The sequence below is a fragment of the Butyricicoccus sp. AM32-19 genome (assembly GCF_003480365.1).
GTDB lineage: Bacteria > Bacillota > Clostridia > Oscillospirales > Butyricicoccaceae > Agathobaculum > Agathobaculum butyriciproducens.
The window spans coordinates 73,997-93,113 of sequence record NZ_QUIX01000009.1 but is presented as its reverse complement, the minus strand read 5'-3'; the positions used below and the strand labels follow the sequence as shown (position 1 = coordinate 93,113).

Annotated in this window: 16 protein-coding genes and 1 riboswitch; of the genes, 3 read left to right on the top strand and 13 right to left on the bottom strand. The window is 57.8% G+C overall.

Annotated features, from left to right (window positions below; translation table 11 throughout):
- Positions 1 to 17: 17 nt before the first annotated feature.
- The 13 genes from DW806_RS09160 to DW806_RS09100 form a co-directional block, all read right to left on the bottom strand.
- Positions 18 to 1,736 carry a solute:sodium symporter family transporter gene (locus DW806_RS09160; RefSeq protein ID WP_118729750.1) on the bottom strand — a complete coding sequence of 573 codons (1,719 nt, stop codon included), beginning with the start codon at positions 1,734 to 1,736 and terminating at the stop codon, positions 18 to 20.
- Positions 1,737 to 2,152: 416 nt separating this feature from the next.
- Positions 2,153 to 4,156, bottom strand: coding sequence for an LTA synthase family protein (locus DW806_RS09155; RefSeq protein WP_118729749.1), 2,004 nt, complete (start codon positions 4,154 to 4,156; stop codon positions 2,153 to 2,155).
- 73 nt (positions 4,157 to 4,229) lie between these two features.
- Positions 4,230 to 6,041 carry an aspartate--tRNA ligase gene (gene aspS / locus DW806_RS09150; protein WP_118729748.1) on the bottom strand — a complete coding sequence of 604 codons (1,812 nt, stop codon included), beginning with the start codon at positions 6,039 to 6,041 and terminating at the stop codon, positions 4,230 to 4,232.
- Positions 6,042 to 6,144: 103 nt separating this feature from the next.
- Complete coding sequence (locus DW806_RS09145) at positions 6,145 to 6,354, bottom strand: hypothetical protein (protein WP_118285089.1); 210 nt, start codon at positions 6,352 to 6,354, stop codon at positions 6,145 to 6,147.
- A gap of 75 nt (positions 6,355 to 6,429) precedes the next feature.
- The gene (gene hisS / locus DW806_RS09140) at positions 6,430 to 7,788 is read right to left on the bottom strand and encodes a histidine--tRNA ligase (RefSeq protein WP_118285088.1); all 1,359 of its coding nucleotides are present in this window, start codon (positions 7,786 to 7,788) and stop codon (positions 6,430 to 6,432) included.
- A 75-nt stretch (positions 7,789 to 7,863) separates the two neighbouring features.
- On the bottom strand, positions 7,864 to 8,274 hold the full coding sequence (locus DW806_RS09135) for a methylglyoxal synthase (protein ID WP_110437294.1): 411 nt from the start codon (positions 8,272 to 8,274) through the stop codon (positions 7,864 to 7,866).
- A gap of 40 nt (positions 8,275 to 8,314) precedes the next feature.
- On the bottom strand, positions 8,315 to 9,055 hold the full coding sequence (locus DW806_RS09130) for a nucleotide-binding protein (protein WP_117490997.1): 741 nt from the start codon (positions 9,053 to 9,055) through the stop codon (positions 8,315 to 8,317).
- A gap of 220 nt (positions 9,056 to 9,275) precedes the next feature.
- Positions 9,276 to 11,612, bottom strand: a complete 2,337-nt coding sequence (locus DW806_RS09125) for a penicillin-binding transpeptidase domain-containing protein (protein ID WP_118729747.1) — start codon at positions 11,610 to 11,612, stop codon at positions 9,276 to 9,278.
- A 26-nt stretch (positions 11,613 to 11,638) separates the two neighbouring features.
- Positions 11,639 to 12,151, bottom strand: coding sequence for a rod shape-determining protein MreD (mreD, locus tag DW806_RS09120; RefSeq protein ID WP_118729746.1), 513 nt, complete (start codon positions 12,149 to 12,151; stop codon positions 11,639 to 11,641).
- A 3-nt stretch (positions 12,152 to 12,154) separates the two neighbouring features.
- Positions 12,155 to 13,000 carry a rod shape-determining protein MreC gene (gene mreC / locus DW806_RS09115; protein WP_158578335.1) on the bottom strand — a complete coding sequence of 282 codons (846 nt, stop codon included), beginning with the start codon at positions 12,998 to 13,000 and terminating at the stop codon, positions 12,155 to 12,157.
- Between the two features lie 60 nt (positions 13,001 to 13,060).
- Positions 13,061 to 13,621 (bottom strand): Maf family protein, encoded by a 561-nt coding sequence (locus tag DW806_RS09110; RefSeq protein WP_118729744.1) that lies wholly within the window; start codon positions 13,619 to 13,621, stop codon positions 13,061 to 13,063.
- Positions 13,621 to 15,654, bottom strand: a complete 2,034-nt coding sequence (locus DW806_RS09105; RefSeq protein WP_118729743.1) for a U32 family peptidase — start codon at positions 15,652 to 15,654, stop codon at positions 13,621 to 13,623. Before DW806_RS09105 ends, DW806_RS09110 begins: the two co-directional genes overlap by 1 nt.
- Entirely contained in the window at positions 15,651 to 15,962 is a 312-nt protein-coding gene (locus tag DW806_RS09100; RefSeq protein WP_158578334.1) for a cell division protein ZapA, read from the bottom strand. Before DW806_RS09100 ends, DW806_RS09105 begins: the two co-directional genes overlap by 4 nt.
- A 287-nt stretch (positions 15,963 to 16,249) precedes the next feature.
- On the opposite strand from DW806_RS09100, the gene proB reads away from it, so the two are divergent.
- From proB to DW806_RS09085, 3 genes are read left to right on the top strand one after another with little or no spacing between them, the layout of a single operon-like run.
- Positions 16,250 to 17,056, top strand: coding sequence for a glutamate 5-kinase (gene proB, locus DW806_RS09095; RefSeq protein WP_243022701.1), 807 nt, complete (start codon positions 16,250 to 16,252; stop codon positions 17,054 to 17,056).
- Between the two features lie 19 nt (positions 17,057 to 17,075).
- Positions 17,076 to 18,332, top strand: coding sequence for a glutamate-5-semialdehyde dehydrogenase (locus tag DW806_RS09090; protein WP_442861149.1), 1,257 nt, complete (start codon positions 17,076 to 17,078; stop codon positions 18,330 to 18,332).
- A complete protein-coding gene (locus tag DW806_RS09085) occupies positions 18,332 to 18,937 on the top strand; it encodes a CYTH domain-containing protein (protein WP_118729740.1) in 606 nt (201 codons plus the stop codon). The genes DW806_RS09090 and DW806_RS09085 overlap by 1 nt, the downstream gene beginning before the upstream one ends.
- Positions 18,938 to 18,978: 41 nt before the next feature.
- Positions 18,979 to 19,073: riboswitch (Fluoride riboswitch) on the top strand.
- Positions 19,074 to 19,117 lie beyond the last annotated feature (44 nt).

The window sequence follows — 19,117 nt, the reverse complement described above, 5'->3', positions numbered from 1 at the left end:
GGTCGTTTTGAGTTGCATTACTGAACGGAATCGGAAACCGAAGCAGTGGTCTGATTCTCGAGGTAGTTCTGGTAGGTGGTCTTCTCGCTCTTGCCGAAGCCAAGGGGAGAGAAGATTACATAAGCCAGAACCATGATCAGCAGGGTAACGGTAGCCCAGATCTTGCCGTTCTTCCACGGGGTCAGATCTACAGCGCCTACGTCCTTCAGCTCGAAATCGGTTGCACGCGGATGCTTCTTAACGATTACCCACATCAGCAGCATGTCGAATACAAACAGGATCGCGGTGAAGTACAGGTAGTGGATGTTGTTCAGTGCCGGGATTACGTTGCGCAGACCGAACTGGAGAATGAAGTACAGTACAACGTGAACCGGGATGACGATCTTAGCAGCGATAGCCGGAACCTTCTTCCAGAAGAAGCCGCACAGCAGGCAAACAAAGATCGGGGTGTTGAACGCAGCGAAAGCAGAGTTTACGAAGCTCGTGATGCCGCCCATGTACAGCATGAACGGGGACATGATGGTGGAAACAACTGCTACTACAGTACCGAAGTTCTGACCGATCTTAACCATGCGTGCATCGGAAGCGGTCGGGTTGAACAGCGGACGGTGAATATCGAGTGCGTAGATGGTGGATGCGGAGTTCAGTACCGAGTTGAAGGAGGACAGGATCGCGCCGAACATTACAGCAGCGAAGAAGCCCAGGATCGGCTTCGGCATAACCTCTGCTACCAGCATCGGGTAAGCGGAGTCGCCGGAACCCCAGTCCATGCCCGGGTAAGCCAGTGCGCAGATAACGCCCGGAACAACGATGATCAGCGGAGTCATGATCTTGAGGAAGCCTGCAAATACGGCGCCCTTCTGTGCTTCCTTCAGGTTCTTAGCACCGAAGGTACGCTGGATGATGGACTGGTTGGTTGCCCAGTAGTACATGTTGTTGACCAGCAGACCGGTGAACAGCAGCGGCCACGGGAGCCACGGCTCCGGGGTGTTAACCTCGTTGATGGCGTTCAGGTAGGACGGATTGGTGTGCAGGAACTTGTCGAAGCCGTCCATGAAGGAGCCGTCGCCGCCGAGCTGGCCGGACAGGAACATGAAGCCGAATACCGGAACCAGCAGGCCGCCGACGATCAGGCCGAGGCCGTTGATGGAGTCGGACAGTGCGATTGCCTTCAGGCCGCCGAAGATGGCGTAGATAGAACCGATGATTGCGGTTGCAACACAGACGATTGCGATTGCTGCAAAACGGGAAATACCGAACATCTCGTCAATGCCGAAGATGTTTACGAATACCTGTGCGCCTGCGTACAGGATGTTCGGCAGCATGATTACAACGTAGCTGAGCAGTACGATGATGGAAACCAGACGGCGGGTGCCTTCGTCGTAGCGCTGCTCAAAGAACTGCGGAACGGTGGTCAGACCGGTCTTGAGGTACTTCGGCATCAGTACGAATGCGAGGATTACCAGAGCGATTGCAGAGGTTACCTCCCAGCCCATGGTGGACATGCCGACGCGAACTGCCTGACCGTTGTTGCCAACGAGCTGTTCTGCGGAAAGGTTGGTCATCAGCAGAGAACCGGCAATGACCGGGCCGGTCAGGCTGCGGCCGCCGAGATAGTAGCCGTCCTGCGTGTCGAGGTTGTCACCGCGGGTTTTCCACCACGAGATGAGTGCGACGAGTGCCGTGAACGCCACGAAGGTGATCGCGGTAAACGCCATGGAGTTTACGAAGTTCATCTTTTTCTCCCCTTGTAAAAATTTCGTGTCCCGGCGGAGATCCCTCAAAATCCACCGAAACGATTTCTGAATGACGGCCTCGGTCTGCGCTTGCGTGCGCGTGCCCGCAAGATCCCAAAAAACAAGACCATCAATCGAAGGACTGAAGATCTGTCGAATGGGCAAACCGCGTTGCCGTTTGTCCGAGAGTTATTTTAACACTATACAGAGGCTATAGCAAAGCATTTTTTTTGCTTTTTTCGCACTTTGGATACTTGCACATAAACAAGAAGGTGTATTTGTGCATTTCGACGTTAACTGAAGGCGGATTTACAAAGTGAACGTTAAAAATTTATCAGGAACAACAAAAAAATTCGTAAAACTGTATCTTTTTTACAAGGAAAAATCCCCACATAAAGTGGGGATTCTGCACGGAATTACGGTGTATACCATTCATCGCTGCGATTTTTTGCATCAAAAATCTGCGCATATTCCGCATTGTGATAATCGTTCAGCAGGTCGTTTTCCGGCTGTTCGCCCTGCGGATACCAGTTGCCGTCCGGCAGGCGGTAGCCGTTGACGTTCATCACCGGAATCTGCTGCTGCAGGGCAAGGCGCATCTGGTCAAAGCCCGAGGTCGAGCAGCCGAGCGCGTTCAGCGCATACGCGGATAGATAGTTCGCGCTGATCTGCATGTTTGTCTGCTCCTTGATGTCGTAGTTCGCCCAGATGAAGAACGGCGTTACCATCTTTTTCTGGCGCAGTTCGGCATCCGAGAGATCGCCGCGCTGACTTTCGAGCAGGGTGTTGTAAAAGTCCTCCGGCAGATTGGGCTGGTGGTCGCCGAAGAACACGATCGCCGTCGGCTCATCCACCTTGGAGAAGTAGCTGATCAGCTCCTGCACGGCGTCGTCGCTGTACCGCACGAGAGACAGGTACTGGTCAACCGTCGGGTACTTGTCCTGCTCCTTACCGGTGAGGTAGATGCGCTTGTCGAAGTAACCGTCGCCGTCCCAGTCGTAGCCGCCGTGGTTCTGCATCGTTACGTTGAACACGAACAGCGGCGTGTTTTCCCTCTTGTTCTCGTACAGCTCGAAAATCTTCTTGTAGCTTGCGCTGTCGCTGATATAATCGCGCACACGACTGGCGTCAGCGGCAAAATCGTCCTGATAATACTGTGCTTCAAAGCCAAAGAAACGGTAAACGTTCGTGCGGTTCCACGAGGTGGACAGATAGGGGTGAATCGCCGCCGTCTGGTAGCCGAGCGAATCCAGACCCGAGGTCAGATTGGGCATTTCGCTCTTGATGAACACCTGATACGCCGAGCAGTTGTACGGCAGGAACGCCATTGAATCGCCGGTGAGGAACTCCAGCTCGGTGTTGGCGGTGCCGCCGCCGAAGGTCGAAACGGTCAGCTGACCGCTGATGGTGTTCTCCTGACCCTGCATCAGCTTGTGCACATACGGCATGGGGTCCTCGTTGGTCTCAAGCGCACCGACCGAGCCGAGATCCGAGAAGGATTCGTTCATAATCACGATCAGATTGGGCGTTTTCGTGCCCTGTTTGCCGGTAAATTCGCTCTGTGCGGCAGAAAGCGCGTCCGCGCTGTAGCCCTCCGGCTGCTTGACAAACGAGCTGGTCGCGCAGCGCAGGAAGTAGAAAATCTCGCTGTACTGGCGGCTGGACTGCCAGAAAGCCAGTCCGGTGCCGACCGTCTGGATGCCGGTGTAGGCGATGAACGCCAGCACGAGCACACACGGCAGCGAAAACAGTCTGCGGAAGTACCAGCGCTTGTGCACCTTGAAGCTGCGCTGCATCAGGCACACGCTCACGCAGAACAGCACAGCCGCCGCTGCGGCGCGGAGCACGGAAAGCTCTATCGGTGCAGAGTAGCCCTTGGACACGTTGGCTGCCGTGCCGATGGCGGCAATGTCGCTCAGCATGACAGGCGTGCCGCGGAACAGCATAACGTAGTGGTCGATCATGCCGTGGATCATCGAAATTGCCATGCCGAGGCATACGCCGATACGCACGTTGCCGCAGATCAGATAGGCCGCGGCGTAAACCGCCACATAGCAGATCCAGCCCTGAAAAAACGACTGCTTGAGCGTGATGACACAGCCCTTGACCATGTATTCCACCAGGATCAGGCTGACAGCCGCCGCAGACAGGAACAGCAGCACGTCATGCACGAGCAGAACCGCCGCGTACAGCCGCGTGTGATTTTCCGCAAACGGGTGGTTGCGGCGCCACGGACGCAGCACCAGCGGCACAAATGCGCCTGCGGTCAGCCAGTGCGAGATGGTCGGCTGATACATCAGCGAGCCCCTGCTCAGCAGGGGATGGAACAGCAGGAAAAACGCAACGAGCAGCAGTACGTTTGCACCGATTCGGTACGGATTTCTTCCGGTTTCGTTTTGAACCTTACGTTCAATGCTCAAAAAAGTTGCTCCTTTCGCAGAAACGGAAAAGCCGCTGTGGTGTTTCCGCAGCGGCTTCTCAAGTCGTTAGAATTTATGCCTCAGGCGTTTCCTCTACGCGGGTAACTGCGATAGAGAGATCGTCCAGCTGCTTGTCATCTACGGTATCCGGGCAGTTCATCATCAGGTCGGACGCGTTCTGAACCTTCGGGAAGGCGATCACGTCGCGGATGGAATCCAGACCGGCGAGCAGCATGCACAGACGATCCAGACCGTAAGCCAGACCACCGTGCGGAGGTGCGCCGTAGGAGAACGCAGTGATCAGGTGACCGAACTGCTCCTTGGCCTTCTCCTCGGTGAAGCCGAGGGCCTCGAACATCTTGGTCTGCAGCTCGGGATCGTGGATACGAATGGAGCCGCCGCCCAGCTCACAGCCGTTGAGGATAATGTCGTAAGCCTTGGCACGAACCTTGGCCGGATCGGTGTCCAGCAGCGGGATATCCTCGTCCATCGGTGCGGTGAACGGATGGTGCATGGCTACGAGGCGGTTCTCCTCCTCGCTGTACTCGAACTGCGGGAACTCGGTGACCCACAGCAGCTTGAAGTCGTCCTTCTTAGCCAGACCCAGGCGCTTAGCCAGCTCGCAGCGCAGCGCGCCCAGAGCCACAGCGGCGGTCTGCCAGTTTGCGTCGGCAACAACGAACAGCAGGTCGTTCTCCTTTGCACCTGCGCGCTCCTTGATGGCTGCAATCTCGTCCTCGGACAGGAACTTGGCGAACGAAGAAGTCATGCTGCCGTCTGCAGCGAGCTTCATCCATGCCAGACCCTTTGCGCGGTAGGTCTTGACGAACTCGCCGAGCTTGTCAATCTCCTTGCGCGGGAACTTGTCCGCGTAGCCGTTTACGTTGATGAGACGAACCGTACCGCCGTTCGCTACGGTGTCCTTGAACACCTTGAACGAGCAGTCCTTGGCAATGTCGGAAATATCCTTGATCTCAAAGCCGAAGCGAACGTCCGGCTTGTCCGAGCCGTACTTGTCCATGGCGTCCTGCCAGGTCATGCGCGGCAGCGGCAGCTGAATGTCAACATCGAGCACTTCCTTGAATACGCGCTGGAGGAAGCCCTCGTTGACGGCGATAACGTCATCCTGCTCAACGAACGACATCTCAAGGTCGATCTGGGTGAACTCGGGCTGACGGTCAGCGCGCAGATCCTCGTCGCGGAAGCAGCGGGTGATCTGAATGTAACGGTCCATGCCGGACAGCATGAGCAGCTGCTTGTACTGCTGCGGGGACTGCGGCAGGGCGTAGAACTTGCCCGGATGTACACGGGACGGCACGAGGTAGTCGCGCGCGCCCTCCGGGGTGGACTTGGTCAGCATCGGGGTCTCGATTTCGAGGAAGCCGTGCTCGTCGAAGTAGTTGCGGGCAACCTGCGTTACGCGGTGGCGCAGCATCAGGTTCTTCTGCATGGACGGACGGCGCAGGTCAAGGTAGCGGTACTTCAGACGGATCTGGTCACCGACCTCCTTGGTGTCGTCGATCTCAAACGGGGTGGTTTCTGCCTTGGACAGAATGCGGATGTCCTCGGCAATAATTTCGACCTCGCCGGTCGGCATCTTCTTGTTGATGGCTGCCTCATCGCGGGCCACCAGCTTGCCCTTTACCGCTACAACGAACTCGGTGCGGCAGGTGAAGGCAATGTCGAACAGGTCAGCATTGACCGACTTGTCGAACGTGCACTGTACAATGCCCGCACGGTCGCGCAGCAGCAGGAACAGAACGCCGCCGTTGTCACGCACGCGGTCAACCCAGCCGTTTACGGTAACGGTCTGGCCCGCGTGCTCCAGGCGAAGCTCGCCGCACATATGCGTGCGCTTCATGCCTGCAATAGATGTGTTATTCATGTTTATCAATCCTTTAAGATTTGTTTATTACAGTTTTGATTTGCAGAGCAAATTCTATTTAATACGCGCTGTTGCACGAATTAGCTGAAATATAGATGGTAAGTTACTGATTGTCCTTATCCTTCATCGCCGGACGAACGTGCTCATAATAGCCGAGAAAGGCCATAATCGCAAATAAAATAATGCCGGCGAAGGCGATAAGGAACATAATGGAAGCGTTGTCGGCAATCGACGCGGAAAGCGCCAGAATAGCCGCAATGACACCGAGCATGCCGGTTATCATGAGAATACCGCCGTAAACAAGCTGTTTCATAAACAATCCCTCCATATTCAGTTGAAAATCTATCTCTACTAAAGGCGGGGGGCACCCGCCCTGCAATTTAGCGATTTATTTGTCGCAGATTACTTTGCCTGCGTTTTTCTTCGCCAGACCGTCATGGATGAGCTTTGCTGCCTCGTCAAGCGAAATCTTGACCTGCTCGCCGCTCTCCATATCCTTAACAGCGACAACGCCCGCGTTGATCTCATCCTCACCGAGGAAGATAACGAACGGAATGCCCAGCTTGTCGGCGTAGCCGATCTTGTGCTTGAACTTCTTCTGCTCGCTGTACAACTGGGTGCGGATGCCCGACTCGCGCAGAGCGGTAGCGGTCTTGATAGCGGCGCCCATGTCGTCAGTCATCGGCAGGATAAGTACGTCCGCCGGTGCCTTGTTCATCTGGTCGTTCAGATAACCCTGCTCACCGAGAACGTAGAACAGACGGGTCAGACCGATGGAAATGCCCACGCCCGGCAGCTGCTTGTCGGTGTAGTACTCGGCAAGGTTGTCGTAGCGGCCGCCCGAGCAGATGGAACCGATTTCCGGATGGTCGAGCATAGCGGTCTCGTAAACGGTACCGGTGTAGTAGTCCAGACCGCGTGCAATGGTCAGGTCGATCTCGAAGTGGTCAGCCGGAACGCCGAACGCCTGCATATAGGTTGCAACCGTTTTCAGCTCCTCTGCGCCGAGGTCGAATACCTCGTTCCTGCCCTTGTAGCCCTCCAGCGCCGCGAGGATACCCTCGGTGCCGCCCGGGGTCTCGATGAACTTCAGCAGCTCGTCAGCCGTAGCCGCTTCCACGCCGAAATCCTCGACCAGAATGGTCTTTACCTTCTCTGCGCCGATCTTCTCCAGCTTGTCGATGGTGCGCATCACGTCGCCGGCCTTCTCGGTCAAACCGAGGATAGCAAAGAAGCCGTTGAGCACCTTGCGGTTGTTGATGCGGATCTTGAAGCGCTGAAGACCGAGCGAGGTGAACGTCTTGTAGATGATGCTCGGCACCTCGGCCTCGTTGATGATGTCCAGCTTGCCGTCACCGATGACGTCGATGTCCGCCTGATAGAACTCGCGGAAACGGCCGCGCTGTGCGCGCTCACCGCGGTAAACCTTGCCGATCTGGAAACGGCGGAACGGGAAGGTCAGCTCGCCGTAGTGCTGGGCAACATACTTTGCCAGCGGTACGGTCAGGTCGAATCGCAGGGACAGATCGCTGTCGCCCTTGGTGAAGCGGTAGATCTGCTTTTCAGTCTCGCCGCCGCCCTTGGCAAGCAGTACCTCGGAGGACTCGATCAGCGGGGTATCCAGCGGATAGAAGCCGTACAGCGCATAGGTTTCGCGCAGTACCTGCATGATGCGCTCCATCTGCACCTGCGGTGCCGGAAGCAGCTCCATAAAGCCGGATAAGGTTCTGGGTTTTACTTTTTCCATAACTATTTTGATTCTCCTCAAGACAGACGTATGCACCGAATTGGCGTACCCGATCCGGTGCAACGAATGCTATGTTTATTTTTTGTTCTTCGGGTTGACAATATTACGCCAATCCAGATCACCGCGGTCCAGACCGAGGATGAGCATCTCGGCGGTTGCCGAGTTGGTTGCAATCGGGATATTGTGCATGTCACACAGGCGGGAAATCGCATGAACGTCCGGTTCGTACTGTGCGTTGGACATCGGATCACGGAAAAACAGCACGAGGTCGATCTCGTTGTAGGCTACGCGCGCGGAGATCTGCTCCTCGCCGCCCTGCATACCCGCAAGGCACTTGTCGATTTTCAGACCGGTAGCTTCTTCAACAAACTTGCCGGTGGTGCCGGTGGCACAGATATTATGCTTTGCAAGAATACCGCAGTATGCCATGCAAAATTGTACCATCAGTTCTTTTTTGCGGTCATGTGCGATCAGTGCTATATTCATCAGGAATAACCCCTTTCCTGTATATTCATGTTGAGATTACTTACAATTTAAGTGGAATACGCTCGCCGTTGAGCCGCCGGGCGATATTCATAAAGGCGCGAGCCGCGCCCGTGTGCTTGACGGCATGAATGCTCCTGCCGCTGTTGCTGCACGAAATGAGGTCCACATCCTCGGGTACGAGACCGAGCAGGGGAAGTCCCGCTTCGTCCATCGCGTCGTCGATGTTGCCGGATTTGCCGTGGCTGATGAGCTGCGGACGCACGCGGTTAAGCACCATGCGGATGCGCTGTATGCAGTATTCCTCCTCCAGCTTGCGGGCGCAGCGTTCTGCGCCGCGGACACACACGCGGTCGGTCGAGGTGACGATGATCGCCTGCGTGGCAATATGCGCCAGAAAGGAAAGCTCAGCCGGCAGTCCGGCGGGACCGTCGATCAGCAGGTAGTCGAACCCGGCCTCCTCGGCCTGCACAGCCAGCTGCTCCATGCCGCGCTCGCTGAGAGCGGGAAGCGCCACCGGTGCAGTGAGTAAGTACAGCGTTTTCATATCCGGATGACACGCCATGGCATCCGCGAGGGGGACTGCGCCGCCTGCCACATCGGCAAACGAGTAGACCACCCGGTCGGACATGCCGAGCACGATATCCAGATTGCGCAGACCGCAGTCGCCGTCAATCAGCAGCACTTTGCTGCCAAGCTGCGCGAGAGCCGCGCCTACGCCCGCTGTAAGGGAGGTTTTTCCTGTGCCGCCCTTACCGGACGCAACAAGAATCACCTTCAACATACCGCCTCCGAAAGAAAACCTTATTTAAGGCAATACTGCATAAATCTGCAGATTCGCCTACAAGTGTATTATAAACTAACAGCGGGCGGTTTACAAGCGTTCCTCGAGATTTTTTTGTTGAAAACTTGGAAAGCCGCCTGGTTTGAACGCAGAAAACCCGGCAAAATCACATTTGCCGGGCTTAGGCTGCCGCGAAACTGCAGTTTCGCTTACAATTGTTTTATCGAATCAGGGTGTTCTCCGCCTGACGGGAGGCTGCGCGGTCCGACTTGCCGACAGAGAAATACTCATCAAGCATATCACGCACAATCGGCGCAACGTAAGCGCCGTGGCCTGCGCCTTCACCGACCACGCAGATAACGATCTGCGGGTTGTCAAAGGGTGCAAACGCGATGAACAGACCGTTGTCGAATGACTCGCCGTTCTCGAACATCTCGGCCGTACCGGTCTTGCCGCCGACCTTGATGGGGTAGTCCGCGAAAACGCTGCCTGCGGTACCGCCCTCGTCGGTAACCTCGCTCATGCCCTGCATGACAAGCTCACGCGTGGCATCCGAAATGTCGATCTTGCCGCGCACCTCGGATTCATCGGTTTTCATAAAGCTGCTGTAATCGTAGCTTTTGATGCTTTTGACGAGCGTCGGCTTGTACAGCGTGCCGCCGTTTACAATCGCGGAAACATAGTTTGCCAGCTGCAGTGGCGTAAAGCCGTTATCCGACTGACCGATCGCTGCGTTCAGATCATCGCCGCCCTGCCATTCGCGGATCGCCGGGTCGGCCTTGCGCTGCTGCTCACGGTAGGTCGGGCCTGCCGCCTGACCGGTGGTTTCACCGACCTCGATGCCGGTCGCCGTGCCGAGACCGAACTTCTTAGTCCACTGTTCGAGGTGCTCACCGGTCAGCTTCTGACCGACCGTGTAGAAGAACGTATTGCACGAGTATTTGAGCGCATCCGTGACGTTGAGCGTCATGGGTGTGTCGTGGTTGTTGCAGCGGAAGGTCTGTCCGCCGTACTCGTAGGTGCCGGTACAGGTAACGTAGGTGTCACCGGAGATGATGCCTTCCTCCAGACCCGCGATGGCGGTCACCATCTTAAAGGTGGAGCCCGGCGGGTACACACCCGAGGTTGCACGGTTTACCTCCGGATGGCGGCTGTCCGCCTGGATGGAGGCGTAGTTTTTGTTGTAGTTTGCCAGATCGTAGGTCGGGTAGGACGCCATCGCGAGCACCTCGCCCGTGTTCGGGTCGAGCGCAACAGCCGCGCCGCCCTTGCCGTAGGCAGACAGATTGCTTTCCAGCGATTTCTCGGCGACTTCCTGCAGGTCAAGGTCAATCGTGGTGATAACATTGTCGCCCGGCTTGGGAGCCGTAGCGGTGGTCTGCTCGGCAATAGCCGAACCGCCAAGGTCGGTCTCCACCGTGCGGGAGCCTGCCGTGCCGTGCAGGTAGGACTCGAGCGCGCTCTCCAGACCGGATTTGCCGATGAGATCGCTCATCTGGTAGCCTGTCTTGTCCTTGTAAGGGCCGCCGTTTTTGTCGGAATTCCACTCGTCGGAGGTCAGGGAGCCGATCGTGCCGAGCAGGTGCGCGGCGGTGGCGGTGTCGTACTGGCGGACGGCTTCGCTCTGGATTTCAATGCCCTGAAAATCCGCGCTGTGCTCCTTGATATAGGCGATCAGGTCCATCGGCACATTGTCCGCGAGTGTGTAGGTCGCCTGATTGCTGAAGCCGACCGTGCGCATGCTGTAATAGATGCCGACCATCGTGCGGGCGTCCGCAAGCGAGAGATCGGTCGGCATGCCGAGGTTTTTCTCCATATAGGCGCGCATGGCGTTGATAAACTCGGTCGGGGAGACCAGCTTGGTCGCATCCACCTGTGCCGCCTGATCAATGGTGTTGCCGTTCTCGTCGGTCTTGGGGTCGGTCTCGTTCGCCTGCTTGGCAGCGTCTACAGCCGCCGTAACCGCATCCAGACCGAGCGACTTGGCGCTGTCCTTCATATAACCCGACAATTCGGCCAGCGATGAACTGTTGTAGGTGAACGGCGCGGACTGTGTGATCGGCAGCCGGTCGTTGATGGACGGAATCGCCGCCGTGTCCGCAGAAACCGCCTGCGCGGTGTCGGTCGGGGTGTCCGAGGACGTATCCGTGCTGTCTGCGGCATCCGCAGAGGTGTCACTCGAGGTATCGGTGGCAGCAGCCGCCTTTGCGGCATTCTGCTTGGCGGTCGCGTCCACGGCTGCGGTCTGGATACGGTGCGTCAGATCGAGCAGGGTATCAAACCGCTTATCGTTGCCGTCCCAGAAGGACGAGTAGATGAGCACGAGCGAAAAGCCGGTGTTGTTGGTGACGAGCGGCCTGCCGTAGCGGTCGAGGATCTCACCGCGGGCAGCGGAAACCGTAGACGTGGTGGTGAGAAACTCCGCCGAGCGGCGGACATACTTTTCGCCGCTCAGAATCTGCAGCTGGAATAACTGCGAGAGCGCCACACCGCTGCACAGCAGCAGCAGTCCGCACAGCGCGAGCAGACGGCGAAGCAGTTGAGGTTTATTTAACATGGGGAAGTGCTCCTTTCCGCAAAGGGTCAGCGGCTGCGCTTACGGGATTTGCCGCTGAGCCTGCGCAGCGGCAGGTAAACGACAAAGCAGAACAGGCAGGTCAGCACCGTACCGACGGCAAGCTGCCGCAGGACGATCAGGAAGGACGCGCCTGCATGCATCAGCGAGAAGAGATACCGCAGCAGACCGAGCAGCACACACTCAAACGCCGTAAGGATGAGCATGGAAATATAATTGCGGGTGAGCAGTCTCTGGCAGAGCTTTCCGGCGGCATAGCCGAACAGCAGGAAAAACAGGGGATAGAGACCGTCCACGCCGGTGAAGCTGAGGTCATAGCAGATGCCGACCGTCAAGCCGGTAACAGCCGCCTCCGCCGGGCCGCCGAGCAGCGCGGCTGCCGTGACAAGTGCGGGCAGCAGATCGACCGCAGAGCCGAAAATGCGCATGCCGCCGAACGTGCCGGTCTGCAGCGCGAAGATAATCACCGAAAAAAGCACATACGCGATCAGCTTCGGGATGGAAATATGTTCTCTCTGCATGGCTTACTCCGCTGTGTCCGTGTATTCGGTGATGATGGAAACCGAGGAAACGCTGTCCACGCTGACAAACGGCTTGATGACCGCGTAATACGACAGACCGCTTTCCTCCGGCTGTACGCTTTCCACCGTGCCGATGAGGATGCCCTTGGGAAATACACCGCCGCGTCCCGAGGTCTCGACCGTATCGCCGACGACCACCTTGGAGTCCTCGCGCAGATAGGACAGGCGAAGCGCACCGCGTGTCATCAGGTTATAGTCGCCCTCCGCAATGGCGGTCTCGCGCGTGCGGGTGACAAGCGCGCCGCACTGCATTTTCGGGTCGGTGATGGAAGTCACCTCGCAGGTGTTGTCGGTCACCTCGCTGACAAAGCCGAGCATGCCGTCCACGGTCGTTACAAGATCGTCCTTGTTGACGCCGCTCGAGCTGCCCTTGTCCAGCGTCAGCGTATCCGCCCAGTCGCCCGGACTGCGGGCGATGACCTCAGCACTGACCGTGGTGGTGGTGCGGGTGTTCTCCGGCTGCCCAAGCTGAGAGCGCAGCTGGTTGTTTTCCTCGAGCGCGATCTGTGCGTCGCGCACAAGCTGTGCATTGTCGCTGATCTGCTGCTTGAGCTGCTCATTCTCGGCCTTGAGTGCATCAAACTCGGTGAAATAATCCAGTCCCTTGTTGAAAAAGTGTCCGACACCGGTGCCGAACCGCTGAAACGGCCGGACAACCGCACCGGCGGCTCTCGTGATCGGCGAGGAATTGCCGCTGATGCCGCTGTACACCGCGGAGAAAATGCACAGCAGAATGACGACTGCCGCACCGATCAGGAGCGGAGAGCCGACTTTATGACGTCGTCGCAAAACGAATCTTCCTTTCATAATGTTGCACTGAAATGTGGAATTTCAGCAGGTAAATGCGGCTTACACCGCATGAATATCGCGCAGAATGGTATAAAGCGGAGCCACAGGCAGACCCATGACGCTGTAATAGTCGCCCTCGATGCCCTTGATGAGCAGTGCGCCGTGGCCCTGGATGCCGTAGGCGCCGGCCTTGTCGAGCGGCTCTCCGGTGGTGAGGTAGGCGGCAAGCTCGTCCTCCGCAAAATCGCGGAAGGTGACGCGCGTGCAGGTGTGCAGCGTGTGCGCCCCGCCGTCCGGCGTGAGCACGGCAAGTCCGGTCAGCACCTCATGGGTGCGTCCGCGCAGACGGCGGAGCATGGAAGCGGCCTCGTCCGCGTCCTTCGGCTTGCCGAGGCGCAGTCCGTCAATCGTGACCATGGTATCCGAGCCGATGCACACGGCGTTCGGGTGCTGCGCCTGCACAGCCTCGGCTTTCAGGCGGGAAAGGCGGGTGACTTCCTCGCCGAGCGGCGCATCTCGCAGGGTTTCGTCCGCATCGGCAGGGCAGACCGTAAAGTGTTCGGTGATAAGGCTCAGAAGCTCCTTGCGCCGCGGCGAAGCGGACGCTAAAACGATCTCCATTATTCGACTCCTCTTTTATATAATCCGTTGGTAAATTCGCCGTCCAGCGGTGCGCCGGACAGGAACGCGCGGGCAATCCGCACACATTCCTCGGGCGATTCGATGGTGAACTGCAGACGCGCGGTCTGTACACCCAGGCGGGCAAAATCCTCACGCAGACAGAGCGGACGGCTGTTCAGCAGCGTGTTGCGGCAGCCGAATTCGTTCAGCAGCGGGAAACGCTCCTTGCGGCGGTCGGTGAGGTATGTCACGCCGTTCTGGCACGAGCACTTGCCGCCGTGCTGACGGCGAATGGCGCAGTTTTCAAAGATCATCAGCGGCAGACGGCCGTAGACGATCAGGTCGGTCTCGAGCGGACCGCGCATATCTCGAATCTGCGCCAGACGAGCCTCGAACGAAAGCGTCTGGCGGGAAACGCCCATTTCAGCCAGCGCACTCAGCGTTTTGCTGTTGTAGGCGTTCAGACCGAAATCGCCGTGTACGGTAAAGCCAAGCCGCTTGGCAAGCGGGATGTGACCGATGTTTCCGGCGAGAACCGTGTCGGTTCCTCGGCTCATGGCTTCACCGAGCAGCATCTCGATCTGCGGCTGCTCATTGTCCGAGAACACGCGCGGCAGGATGGCGGGCAGTCCGGTCTGCGCTGCAACTTCAAGCGGGACGTAAACGGTCTCCAGACCAAGCTCGCGCAGCGCATCCGCCTGCGCCTTGGTGCGCACGGCTGCGGTGTAGCCGCGGAAGCCCTCGCGGGCAGCGGCCTCGTCGTCGCGCGGCAGCACGTTGCCGTGCAGCCAGTCGCGGGAGGGCGCAACGCCGCGTTTTGCCAGCAGAAGGTCGAGTGCATCGCGGCGCATGCCGTTCATCACGGACGCCGGGATCATCAGACCGTCCTGCACCTCGATACGCATATTCTCAATATAAAACGGCGTGCCGCCGATCTTTCTGAGCGATTTTTCGATCATCTCCGGTGTGGTCGGGCGGTTCTGCGCCTGCTCCACCGGCATGACGACCGAAACGCCGTCCGCGCTGAGCACCGCGCCGGTGTCCTTGCGGGCGGTAAAGCAGAGGGAAACCGGCACGAGCGGTGCCTCCTTGCCCTCGGCAAAGCGGTGCGCGGCCTCGTCATAGAGTTTCTTTACCTCGTTCATCGGCACATCAGTCTTGGTGCCGAACATGCTGTTGCCCAGTTTGCCGGTGTAGTAGCCGTCGGTGAAGCCGTCGCGCGAGAATACGCGGCGCAGAATGTCGCGCTCCTCGGCGGTCGGTCTGCGGTGTTCGCGGAGCAGGTCAGAGTAAACCTTGGTTACAATAGCGGCGTACTCCGGACGCTTCATGCGGCCCTCGATCTTGAGCGAGGACACACCCCAGTCGGAAAGCTCGGCAACGTGTCCGGCGAGCATGAGATCCTTGAGCGACAGCGGATAGCCGCCGCTGTACGGCAGGCGGCACGGCTGTGCACACAGACCGCGGTTGCCCGAGCGCTGACCGATCACGGCGGACAGGTAGCACTGACCCGAGTAGCACATGCACAGCGCACCGTGCACGAACACCTCGGTCTCGACACCGGCCTGCTCGGTGATGAGTTTGATCTCCTCGCGGGAGCATTCCCGGCTGAGCACTACGCGCGAAAAGCCGATGTCGCGCGCCTGCTTTGCTGCGTCGAGCGTGTGAATGGTCATCTGCGTGGAGGCGTGCAGCGCGAAATCCGGCGCGTGTGCGTGGATGAGCCGCGCCAGCCCCAGATCCTGCACGATAAGCGCGTCCGCGCCTGCTTCGTACAGGAATTTTGCATCCTCGAGTGCATCCTCAAGCTCGCGGTCACCTGCAAGAATGTTGAGTGTGATATTGGTTTTTACGTCGCGTGCGCGGCAGTAGGCGATGGCATCTGCCATCTCGTCATGCGAAAAGCCCTGTGCGTTGCGGCGTGCGTTGAACATGCCGAAGCCCATATAGACCGCGCCTGCACCGGACTGCACAGCGGCGCGAATGCCCTCCGGCGAACCGGCGGGAGCAAGAAGTTCTACTTTATTCCTCATTTGCGGTTGTGATTCGGGTGCTTGCCGTTATTCTGCGCCTGTCGGTCGCGCAGTGCGGCAAGCTCGGCTTCGAGGGCACGGCATTTTGCCTCAGCGGCTTCGGCGGCAGACTTGGCCTTGATGTAATCATCCGCCAGCGTGACCGTTGCCAGTGCCAACGCGCGTGTGGACGCAAACGACGGCGAGCCGCCGCAGTGCGCTACGGTCTGGCGTGCCAGCTCGGCTACCTCATGCATATAGTCCGCGCTCTCGTTGGAGACCAGGTTGTATTTTTGACCGGCAATATGAAGAACCATGCGGTTTGCCATAACGGGTCCCTTCCTTTCATTATAATATATATGCGGACAGCGCCGCTGAAAAGCGGTACTGTCGAATTTGGGCATAAGAAGATAAGATATAGTATAGCACAATATGACAGGTTTTGAAATAAAAATTCTGTGCAAACGATAAAAATCTCCGTATAGAATTTTCACAATGTGTATAAAGTGTAAAAGATTTGTGTTCGGCTTGTCTCTCGCGTTTTAGTGTGATAAAATGTGTATATTGGCGGAAGTCCGGGAAAAGGCTTCCACGTTATCTTTTGGAGGTCATTTTTATGCTGAACATGAACGAGGTCCGGCGTATTGTCGTCAAGGTCGGCTCCTCGACGCTGACTTATGACAACGGCAAGCCGAATATCCGCCGTATCGAGCGTCTGGTACGCACGATCAGCGACCTGCAGAACCGCGGCTTCGAGATGGTGCTCGTATCCTCGGGTGCGGTGGCGGTCGGCACGGCAAAGCTCGGCCTGGCGGAGAGACCGAAGGAGCTGTCGGTCAAGCAGGCGGCGGCGGCTGTCGGGCAGTGCGAGCTGATGCACATTTACGACAAAATGTTTCTGGAATACGGCATCAACGTGGCGCAGATCCTGCTGACGCGCGAGAATATCGTCGATGACGACCAGCGCACCAACATCCATAACACGTTTACCGCGCTGACCAAGATCGGCGTTGTGCCCATCATCAACGAAAACGACACGGTTGCAACCGCTGAGCTGAAGCATATCGAGAACTTCGGCGATAACGATACGCTGTCCGCGGTTGTGGCACGCATGTGCGATGCCGATCTGCTGGTTATCTTCTCGGATATCGACGGCCTGTACGACTCCAATCCGCGCACCAACCCGCAGGCCAAGCTGATTAACCACGTCGGCAGGATCGACGCAAAAATCCGCCGTATGGCGGGCGGCGCCGGTTCCGCGCACGGCACGGGCGGCATGGCGACCAAAATCACCGCCGCAGAGCTTTGCATGGACGCAGGCATTCCCATGATGGTCGCCAACGGCGATAAGCAGGGACTTTTGTATGATATTGTGGACGGTAAAGAGGTTGGAACCCTGTTCCAAAAGGATTATAATTACTAATAATTCCTGATTATAAGAGGTGAAAGTAATGCGACAGCTTTTAGAAATTGCCGAGGACGCCCGCCGCTCCAAGTACGCAGTGGCGAAGCTCGGCACGAACGACAAAAACCGCGGCATTCTCGCCATTGCGGACACGCTGATGGCACATGCGGACGAGATCATCGCGGCAAACAGGATTGATATTGAAAATGGCAGAGCGGCAGGTCTGAACGACGGCCTGATCGACCGCCTGATGCTGGACGAAAAGCGCATTGCGGGCATTGCCGAAGGCTGCCGTCAGGTGGCGGCGCTGCCCGACCCGGTCGGTGAGGTGCTTTGGATGCACAAGCGTCCGAACGGCCTGAACATCGGTCAGAAGCGCGTGCCGATGGGTGTGATCGGCATTATCTACGAGGCTCGTCCGAATGTCACCGTGGATGCGGCTGTGCTGTGCTTCAAGGCCGGCTCGGCGTGCATCCTGCGCGGCGGCAAGGAGGCATTCCGGTCCTCCATGTGCCTGACCAGGCTGATGCGCGCAGCACTGGCGGCCGAGGGTCTGCCGGAGAACGCCATCAATCTGGTGGAGGACACCAGCCGCGACACCGCAACCCAGATGATGAAGCTGAACGGCTATCTCGATGTGCTGATTCCGCGCGGCGGTGCAGGACTGATCCGTTCGGTTGTCATGAACGCGACCGTGCCCGTCATCGAGACCGGCACGGGCAACTGCCACGTTTACGTTGATGCGGCTGCCGACCTTGAGATGGCGAAGAATATTCTCGTCAACGCCAAGTGCCAGCGCCCGAGCGTATGCAATGCGGCGGAAAGCCTGCTTGTCCACAAGGACGTTGCGGAGAAATTTCTGCCGATGGCAGCAGAGGGCCTTGCACCCGATCATGTGGCAATTCACGGCTGTCCGCGCACGATGGACATCCTCGGTGACAGCATTGCGCCCGCGACCGATGAGGATTACGGCAGAGAATACCTCGGCTACGAAATTTCGTGCAAGGTGGTCGATTCGCTGGACGAGGCCATTGAGCATATCAACCGCTTTAACACCGGTCACTCGGAGTGCATCGTCACCCGCGATTATGATGCGTCGCAGCGATTCCTTGAGGAAGTGGACGCGGCGGCTGTCTATGTCAATGCGTCTACGCGCTTTACCGACGGCTTTGAGTTCGGCTTCGGCGCTGAAATCGGCATTTCTACCCAGAAGCTGCACGCACGCGGCCCGATGGGTCTGACCGCGCTCACCACCACCAAGTATATCATTTACGGAAACGGACAGGTGCGATAATGGATAAAACGATGGAGAAGGAATATAAGTGGCGTGCCGACGAGAAGCTGCTCGGTCAGGCGCTGCTGTGGGCTTCCTCGCGGATTGGCAGCCAGAGCCGAACCATCAACATGGAATCCAGCTATTTTGACACGGCGGACGGACTGCTGAAGGAACATCAAGCGGCACTGCGTCTGCGCCGCGAGAACGACCGCAGCGTGTGCTGTATGAAGCTGCGCAACACGGATACGCCGGACGGCATGCGTGCCCACGAGGAGTACCAGTGCGAGGCGGTCTCTCTGCTTGACGGTCTGCGCCGTTTGCCCGAGCTTGGTGCACCGAACGACCTGTGCGAGCGGGCGCTGGCAGCCGACCTGCATGAAATCTGCACGGTTTCGTTCCGCCGGTGTGCGGTTCTGCTGCAGGAGGACGACACCGTGTGCGAAATGGCGCTTGACGAAGGCGAACTGCGTCATAACGGTAAAGCGGCGCCGCTGTGCGAGATCGAACTTGAGTATGTCGCAGGCAGCGAGGATACCTTCCACGCGCTTGCCGCAGAGCTGGCGCAGCAGCTTGACCTCGTGGTTGAGCCGACCAGCAAGCTGGCGAGAGCGATGGCGCTGTAAATTCCGCTTTACAAACCGGTTTCTATACCTTATAATAAGAACTGCAACAGGGGAATGAGGTTCTCCCTTGGACGAACGTCCTAAACCGCTTTTTTAGACTTTTTTTAGACTTAAAGCTGATGACTTCTGCGTTAAATTTACGCAGATGCCATCGGCTTTTCTGCGTTTCTGGGAGGAAAA

Excerpts from the sequence above, each read along its gene's own strand:
- DW806_RS09160 (WP_118729750.1), bottom strand. The coding sequence starts at position 1,736 with ATGAACTTCGTAAACTCCATGGCGTTTACCGCGATCACCTTCGTGGCG.
- aspS (WP_118729748.1), bottom strand. The coding sequence starts at position 6,041 with ATGAATAACACATCTATTGCAGGCATGAAGCGCACGCATATGTGCGGC.
- DW806_RS09145 (WP_118285089.1), bottom strand. The coding sequence starts at position 6,354 with ATGAAACAGCTTGTTTACGGCGGTATTCTCATGATAACCGGCATGCTC.
- hisS (WP_118285088.1), bottom strand. The coding sequence starts at position 7,788 with ATGGAAAAAGTAAAACCCAGAACCTTATCCGGCTTTATGGAGCTGCTT.
- DW806_RS09135 (WP_110437294.1), bottom strand. The coding sequence starts at position 8,274 with ATGAATATAGCACTGATCGCACATGACCGCAAAAAAGAACTGATGGTA.
- DW806_RS09130 (WP_117490997.1), bottom strand. The coding sequence starts at position 9,055 with ATGTTGAAGGTGATTCTTGTTGCGTCCGGTAAGGGCGGCACAGGAAAA.
- DW806_RS09125 (WP_118729747.1), bottom strand. The coding sequence starts at position 11,612 with ATGTTAAATAAACCTCAACTGCTTCGCCGTCTGCTCGCGCTGTGCGGA.
- mreD (WP_118729746.1), bottom strand. The coding sequence starts at position 12,151 with ATGCAGAGAGAACATATTTCCATCCCGAAGCTGATCGCGTATGTGCTT.
- DW806_RS09110 (WP_118729744.1), bottom strand. The coding sequence starts at position 13,621 with ATGGAGATCGTTTTAGCGTCCGCTTCGCCGCGGCGCAAGGAGCTTCTG.
- DW806_RS09105 (WP_118729743.1), bottom strand. The coding sequence starts at position 15,654 with ATGAGGAATAAAGTAGAACTTCTTGCTCCCGCCGGTTCGCCGGAGGGC.
- DW806_RS09100 (WP_158578334.1), bottom strand. The coding sequence starts at position 15,962 with ATGGCAAACCGCATGGTTCTTCATATTGCCGGTCAAAAATACAACCTG.
- proB (WP_243022701.1), top strand. The coding sequence starts at position 16,250 with ATGCTGAACATGAACGAGGTCCGGCGTATTGTCGTCAAGGTCGGCTCC.
- DW806_RS09085 (WP_118729740.1), top strand. The coding sequence starts at position 18,332 with ATGGATAAAACGATGGAGAAGGAATATAAGTGGCGTGCCGACGAGAAG.